The following is a 6636-nucleotide window of genomic DNA, read 5'->3' as shown; positions in this document are numbered from 1 at the left end:
TACGGTGCCAACGGTCACCGGGTGGAAAGCGCCGAAGGCCTGCTGCCGCTGCTGGAGCACTGCATCAAGACCCCGGGGGTGCACGTGATCGACGTGCCGGTGGACTACAGCGAGAACGATCGCATCCTCAATATCGAACTGCGTGAGCGCGCCCTGGCCGTTTAAGCTGCATCGAGCTTGAAGAGAAACGCCGCTTTCCGGGAGACCGGAAAGCGGCGTTTTTCATTTGCTGGCGAAACCGGCGAAGCGCTTGTTGAAGCCGGCGACCCGGCCTTCGCTCTTGGCCTTGCGCTCCTGGCCGGTGTAGACCGGGTGGGAGGCGCTGGACACGTCGAGGGTGACGTAGGGGTAGGTGTTGCCGTCGCTGTGCACGTAGGTTTTATCGGTATCGACGGTGGAACCGATCAGCCAGAAGGCGTTGGCGCTGGTGTCGTGGAACAGGACGGGGCGGTAGGCGGGGTGGATGCCGGGTTTCATGGGATGCTCCAAGTGAGATGATATAAAGTAACAAAAGTTAATTGATATCGAATCTCATTTCAAGCTTTTCCTGGATATGGCTGGGCCCCTGTGGGAGCGGGTTCACCCGCGATTGCGGTAGCGAATTCACCGACGTCATCGCGGGTGAACCCGCTCCCACAGGGGGGCTGGATCGCGACATCAAGTCGGACTGAAAATCCGCACCTGCCGAATCTCAAGCGTGCCGGGCCTGCAATACCGGCTCCTCGACACCTGCCGGCCGCGACAGCATGGCCGCGATCGCCGCGAGCAGCGACAGGCCGCCAATGAAGCAGGCCACCGGTACCCAGTCGTTGCCGTCGCTCATCAGCGCGTAGCACAGGCTTGGCGAGAAGCCGGAGATGATGAAGCTCAACTGGGTGGCCAGGCCGACCCCGGTATAGCGCACGCGAATGCTGAACATCTCGGCATAGAACGATGGCCACAGCGCGTTCGGCGCACTGTACAGAATGCCCTTGAGCAGGACCGTGCTGACCAGGATCAGGCCGAGGTTGCCGGTGCTGATCGACCAGAGGAACAGGAACACCCCGGCGCAGCAGGCCAGCGAGCCGATGGCGAAGATCCGCTTGCGGCCGATGCGGTCGGCCAGCAGGCCGAACAGCGGCTGGCAGATCAGGGCCACGACCTGGCTGGCGGCGATGGCGCTGAGCATCGACGGGCGGTCGATGTTCTGGTTGTTGGTGGCCCAGGACAGACCGAAGATCATCACCAGCGACGACACCGCGCAGATCAGCGCACAGCTGAACACCGTGAAAAAGGCCCGGCGCTCCTTGCTGAACAGCTCGGCCACCGGCAGGCGTCGAGGCGTCGGCTTGCTCGACTTGAACTCGGGGCTTTCCTCGACGCCACGCCGGATCAGCCAGGTAATCACCACCATCACCGCGCTGAGCAGGAAGGGAATCCGCCAGCCCCAGGCCAGCAACTGCTCCTGGCTGAGCATGGACAGCGGGATGAACACCGAGGTGGCCAGGATCGAGCCCATGGAGGCGCCGTTGATCAGCCAACTGGTGTAGAACGTCTTGCTCTTGCCGGGGGCGTGTTCCATGGTCAGCAGGCTGGCGCCGACCTGTTCGCCACCGGCGGAGAAGCCCTGCAGCAGCCGGCAGAACACCAGCAGTGCCGGGGCCCAGGCGCCGATGCTGGCGTAGGTGGGCAGCAGGCCGATGGCGAAGGTGGCCAGGCCCATCAGCAGCAAGGTCATCATCAGCACCTGCTTGCGTCCGATGCGGTCGCCCAGGTGGCCGCAGACCAGCGCGCCGATGGGCCGGGCGATGTAGCCGACGCCGAAGGTCGCCAGTGCCGCCAGGGTGCCCGCCATATGATCGCCAGAGGGGAAGAACAGCGTGCTGAACACCAGCGCCGCGGCCGAACCGTAGATGAAGAAGTCGTAGTACTCGACGACGCTGCCGAGGAAGCTGCCGAACGCAGCCCGGCGCGCCATGCGCCGGTTATCGGGATGGGGAGTGTTCATGTGCAACCTTTCTTGTAGTTGTTTGTGATGGTCGGGTAAGGCGTGTTCAGTTGCCGAAGGGCGCCAGCTGGCTGCCGCCGCAGACGTGGATGACTTCGGCAGTGATGAAGGCGGCATCCTGCGACGCCAGGAAGGCCGTGGTGCCGGCGATGTCTTGCGGGGTCGCCAGGCGTTTCAGCGGCGTATTGGCGATGGAGCCGGCCGCCATCCGCTCGAAACTGTCGGCATCCCGGCCGTTGAGGGTGAAGGCCGAAGGCAGCAGCCCCGGGGCGATGGCATTGACGGTGACGTTGTGCGGCGCCAGTTCCCGGGCCATGGAGCGGGTCAGTCCCACCAGCCCGGCCTTGCAGGCGACGTAGGCGGGCGGTCCGCCGGCGACCCAGCAGCGCGAGACCATGTTGATCACCCGGCCGCTGCCCTGGGCTTTCCAGTAGGGCGCGACCCGCTGGCAGAGCAGGGCGGGACCGCGCAGGTTGACGGCCATCATGTGGTCCCATTGCGCCGCATCGAAGTCGTAGATCGAGCCGCGATGATTGACCGCGGCGTTGTTCACCACCACATCGATGCGACCGAAGGTCGTCCCGCCCTGTTCGACCAGGGCGGCGATGGACGCGGCATCGCCAAGGTCGGCGCGCAGGGCGATGGCGTGCTGGTCGTCCTGCAGCGGCAGGGCCTCGACCAGCGCCTGGGTGGCCGGCAGGTCGATGTCCGCGGCGATGATGTGCAGGCCGTCCTGGCACAGGCGCTGGCAGATGGCGCGGCCCAGCTCGCCGGCGGCGCCGGTGACCAGGGCGACGCGGCGCGGGGTGTGGGGCAGGTTCATGGGCAGAGTACCTCGGGGGTGGAAACAGGGGCGACCGGGCTGTCCAGGTCGAGATAGCGGCGCATCAGGTCGCGGTTGCGCAGCAGCTTGTGGGCGTCGGGCCAGGTGCTGTCGAAGTCCTCGACCGACAGCCAGTCGGCGAAACCGCGTCCGGCCAGGGTGCGCAGCATGTCGCGCAGGGGCAGCACGCCCTGGTCCGGCGGGGACCATTCCCAGCGCCAGCCCTGGTGGTCGGCCTGGGCCACCCAGGCCACGTTCTTCACTTGCACATGGGCCAGGTGCTCGCCCATCAGGTCGAGGGACAGGCCCACGTCCTCGCGGCCTTCGATGGCCAGGTTGCCGAGGTCGTAGATGATCCCCAGATGCCGCGCCGGGTAATGCTCGGCGATGCGCATGGCCAGGGACGGGCTGGAGCAGATGGTGCGCTGGTGCACCTCCAGGACCAGGCGCACGCCGGCGGCTTCGGCGCGGGGCAGCAACTGGTCGAGGAAGCGCCGCATGCGTGCATTGGCGGCGGCGTAGCCTTCACTGTCGTAGCCCGGGGCCCACAGGCGCAGGCGGGCATTGCCGGCCAGGGCGGCTAGCTCGATCAGGCGCAAGGCCGGGTCCAGTTCGCCCACCGCAAGGTACGGGCTGAGGCCGAAGATCTGCAGGCCATTGGCCTGGCAGCGTTGCTGGATCCGGGCGATGGCCTGCGGGCAGGGCGGCAGGGTGCAGCGGTTGTTGCTGCGGGCGTCCCAGCTGCGATCGGGGTCCAGGCGGTCGGTGTCGGCGACGCGCCATTCGACGCCCTGGTAACCCAGGCGGGCGAGTTCGTCCACCAGGGCCTCGGGAGCGAGGCTGGGCAGCGAGGCACTGGAAACGCCCAGGCGGGGGCGGGCTTGAGTCATGGCGGTGGTGTCCCTGGAAGCGATGGAAAGGATGCTAGATGAAGTTGGTGGTTGATTAAATTGATATAAAATCGCGCCTTGGTTAACTTGCAGGTTGACTAACTCAAGGGGCCTGCCGGTGAACCTCTCCACCATCAACCTGCGTCACTTTCGCGTTTTCCTCGCCGTGGTCAGTTCCGGCAGCCTGGCCACGGCTTCGCGCCTGCTGCATATCACCCTGTCGGCGGTGTCCAAGAGCATCAAGGAACTGGAGCAGGAACTGGGCTCGCAGCTGCTGGTGCGCGGGCGCAAGGGCGTGCAGTTGACCCGCGCCGGCGAGGCCTTCCACAAGCATGCGGCGCAGGCCATGGCCAGTTTCCGCATGGCCCTCGACGAGGGCCAGGTGCGGCCGCAGGCGCCCCAGGTGTTGCGGGTCGGTGCCTTGCCGACGGCGGCGGGCTACATGCTGGCGCCGGTGATCGCGCAGATGCGCCAGCGCTACCCGCAGGTCCAGGTTCAGGTGCTGGCCGGGGTGTACGACTTTCTCGTCGGCAAGCTGCGTACCCATGAGCTCGACCTGATCGTCGGGCGCCTGATCGGCCGCGACATGCTCGGGGTGGTGTTCGAGGCGCTGTACGAGGAAGACCTGTTGCTGGTGGTGCGCCGCGACCACCCGCTGGCGACCCGCGAACGGCTGGTGCTGGAAGACCTGCGACCCTATGTGCTGCTGGTTTCGCCGCAGGGAACGCTGGTGCGCATCAGCGTCGACAACTTCCTGCTGTCCAGTGGCGCGGGGGAGGGCTTCGCGATCCAGGAATCGCTGAGCGAGACCTTCTCGCGGGTGTATGTGCAGGACTACGAAGGGGTGTGGTTCGTCCAGCGCGGCGTGGTGGACCTGGACCTGCGCCTGGGGATCGTCAAGGCCTTGCCGTTCAGCAGTACCTTGCTGCGCGCACCGATCGGCCTGACCACGCCGACCGACCGGCCATTGTCGGAGGCGGCGCAGCAGTTCGCGGGGTTGTTGCGGGAGTGGTGCAGTCCTCAAGGCCGGGGTTGATCGTTCGGGCCTGATCGCATGGAACACCGCATGATTCATTGATTCAGCGTGGACTTGTGGGAGCGGGTTCACCCGCGATTACGATGGTGGCATCACTGACGCAATCGCGGCGGTCCGGCGTCCCGGTGAACCCGCTCCCACAGGGGCTGCGGCGTTCTTTAGTCCTTTCAGGCCTCCATCACCGGCTTCAACAGCGCCTGCGCCTCATACAGCGGCATCAGATAACGCCGGCGCATTTCCTCCAGGCTGATCCGCGCCGCATGGGTGGTGATGGTCAAGGTTGACCTCAACACCCCATGCCGATCCACCAGCGGCACCCCGAGCACGCGCATGCCGACCTCGAATTCCTGGTCCACCTCGGCATAGCCCTTGGCCGCGATCCGTTGCAGTTCCTCGCGCAACAACCCCTCATCGATGCAGGTATGCGGCGTCAACCCGCGCAGCTCGACCCTGCCGAAATAGGCATCCAGCTCCGGCGCCGGCAACGACGCCAGCCAGATCCGCCCGCCGGCGGTGCAATACAGCGGCAACCTTGACCCCGGCCGGATCGACAGCGAGGCGATATGGCTGTAGCGGCTGCGCACGATATGCACGATCTCGTCGCCATCCCGCGTCCCCACCGACACATGCTCCTGGGTAGTGCGCGCCACCTGTTCCACCACCGGCCGCAGCATCCGCGGCAACTGCGCCGAATCCACGTAGGCCTGGCCGATGCGCAGCGCCTTGGGCGTCAGCCAGTACTGGCGGCCATCGGTTTCCAGGAAGGCTTCATGCACCAGGGTCAGGAGAAAGCGTCGCGCCGCACTCGGGGTCAGCCCGGACAGCCGCGCAGCCTCGGGCACGCTGAGCCTGGGCTGGTCGACGCTGAACAGTTGCATCAGGGCCAGGCCCTTCTGCAGACCGACGATCAGGTCCCGCGGGTGAATCTCGGGCTGGGCCATGGGGCGCTCCGCTGATTTCGAGAAAGACTGCGATTATCGCAGTCATGCTGCGAATAACAAACAAAACCGCGATCTCCAGCGTTGGCCGCGAGGGTGCCAGGCCGCACCCTTGGCGCACAACAACAACGACCCCTTGGAGGTCAGCATGCTGCACGGATCCACCGAACTGGTGGCGATCGTCGGGTCGCCCATCACCCAGGTCAAATCCCCGGAAAACTTCAATCGCTGGTTCCAGGCCAACCGCCATGACCTGGCGATGCTGCCCATCGATATCCGCGAGGATGCCCTCGACGCCTTCATCGCCACCCTGCGGGGCTGGCAGAACCTGCGCGGCGTTGTCGTCACCGTGCCGTACAAGCAGGCCCTGGCCGGGCGTCTCGACGAGGTCAGCGAGCGCGCCGCGGCCCTGGGTTCGGTGAACGTGATCCGTCGCCAGGCCGATGGCCGCCTGCTGGGCGACAACGTCGATGGCGAGGGCTTTCTCAATGCCGCCTGCCTCAACGGCTTCCGCGCCGAGGGCAAGCGTGCGCTGGTGATCGGTGCCGGCGGCGTCGGCAGCGCCATCGCCTGGTCGCTGTGCCAGGCCGGGGTCGCCTCGCTGGTGCTCAGCGATGCCAGCGCGGCTCGCTGCCAGGCGCTGGCCGAACTGCTGGGCAAGGCGTTCGCCCGGGTGCGCATCGCTATTGGCTACGACTCGCTGCAAGGCTTCGACCTGGTGGTGAATGCCACCCCGGCCGGCATGGGCGGTACCGGCGAATTGCCCCTCGACGCCGCGCAACTGGACAGCCTGGACAGCGCCACCCTGGTCGCGGACGTGGTCACCTCGCCGGAGATCACCCCCTTGCTCGCCGCCGCCCGTGAACGCGGCTGCGCGATCCAGACCGGGCCGCAGATGGTCTTCGCCCAGCTCGGCAACCTCGGTCACTTCATGGGCGTCACGCCCCTGCAGTTGTGAGGAG

At 66.4% G+C, this 6636-nt stretch carries 8 protein-coding genes; 3 read left to right on the top strand and 5 right to left on the bottom strand.

Annotated elements, in window-relative coordinates; genetic code table 11:
* Positions 1-165: hypothetical protein (locus tag V0R59_RS22125; RefSeq protein ID WP_330076595.1), on the top strand; the 165-nt coding region annotated here is incomplete at its 5' end.
* 57 nt (positions 166-222) lie between these two features.
* Here the strand turns inward: V0R59_RS22125 and V0R59_RS22120 are convergent.
* The 4 genes from V0R59_RS22120 to V0R59_RS22105 all read right to left on the bottom strand — a co-directional run bounded on the left by V0R59_RS22120 (position 223) and on the right by V0R59_RS22105 (position 3700).
* Entirely contained in the window at positions 223-477 is a 255-nt protein-coding gene (locus V0R59_RS22120) for a type B 50S ribosomal protein L31 (protein WP_330076516.1), read from the bottom strand.
* A 214-nt stretch (positions 478-691) separates the two neighbouring features.
* The gene (locus V0R59_RS22115; RefSeq protein ID WP_330076517.1) at positions 692-1987 is read right to left on the bottom strand and encodes an MFS transporter; all 1296 of its coding nucleotides are present in this window, start codon (positions 1985-1987) and stop codon (positions 692-694) included.
* Between the two features lie 46 nt (positions 1988-2033).
* Complete coding sequence (locus V0R59_RS22110) at positions 2034-2810, bottom strand: SDR family NAD(P)-dependent oxidoreductase (protein WP_330076518.1); 777 nt, start codon at positions 2808-2810, stop codon at positions 2034-2036.
* Positions 2807-3700, bottom strand: coding sequence for a sugar phosphate isomerase/epimerase family protein (locus tag V0R59_RS22105; protein ID WP_330076519.1), 894 nt, complete (start codon positions 3698-3700; stop codon positions 2807-2809). The genes V0R59_RS22110 and V0R59_RS22105 overlap by 4 nt, the downstream gene beginning before the upstream one ends.
* A gap of 118 nt (positions 3701-3818) precedes the next feature.
* On the opposite strand from V0R59_RS22105, the gene V0R59_RS22100 reads away from it, so the two are divergent.
* A complete protein-coding gene (locus V0R59_RS22100; RefSeq protein WP_330076520.1) occupies positions 3819-4736 on the top strand; it encodes a LysR substrate-binding domain-containing protein in 918 nt (305 codons plus the stop codon).
* 167 nt (positions 4737-4903) lie between these two features.
* Here the strand turns inward: V0R59_RS22100 and V0R59_RS22095 are convergent, their stop codons facing one another.
* A complete protein-coding gene (locus tag V0R59_RS22095) occupies positions 4904-5677 on the bottom strand; it encodes an IclR family transcriptional regulator domain-containing protein (RefSeq protein ID WP_330076521.1) in 774 nt (257 codons plus the stop codon).
* 145 nt (positions 5678-5822) lie between these two features.
* Here V0R59_RS22095 and V0R59_RS22090 point away from each other — a divergent pair, with 145 nt between their 5' ends.
* Positions 5823-6632, top strand: a complete 810-nt coding sequence (locus V0R59_RS22090) for a shikimate dehydrogenase family protein (protein ID WP_330076522.1) — start codon at positions 5823-5825, stop codon at positions 6630-6632.
* Positions 6633-6636 lie beyond the last annotated feature (4 nt).

The sequence above is a fragment of the Pseudomonas ulcerans genome (assembly GCF_036324125.1).
Classification (GTDB): Bacteria; Pseudomonadota; Gammaproteobacteria; order Pseudomonadales; family Pseudomonadaceae; genus Aquipseudomonas; species Aquipseudomonas ulcerans.
The sequence above is the reverse complement of the archived record's forward strand: the minus strand, read 5'-3'. Positions and strand labels throughout refer to the sequence as shown.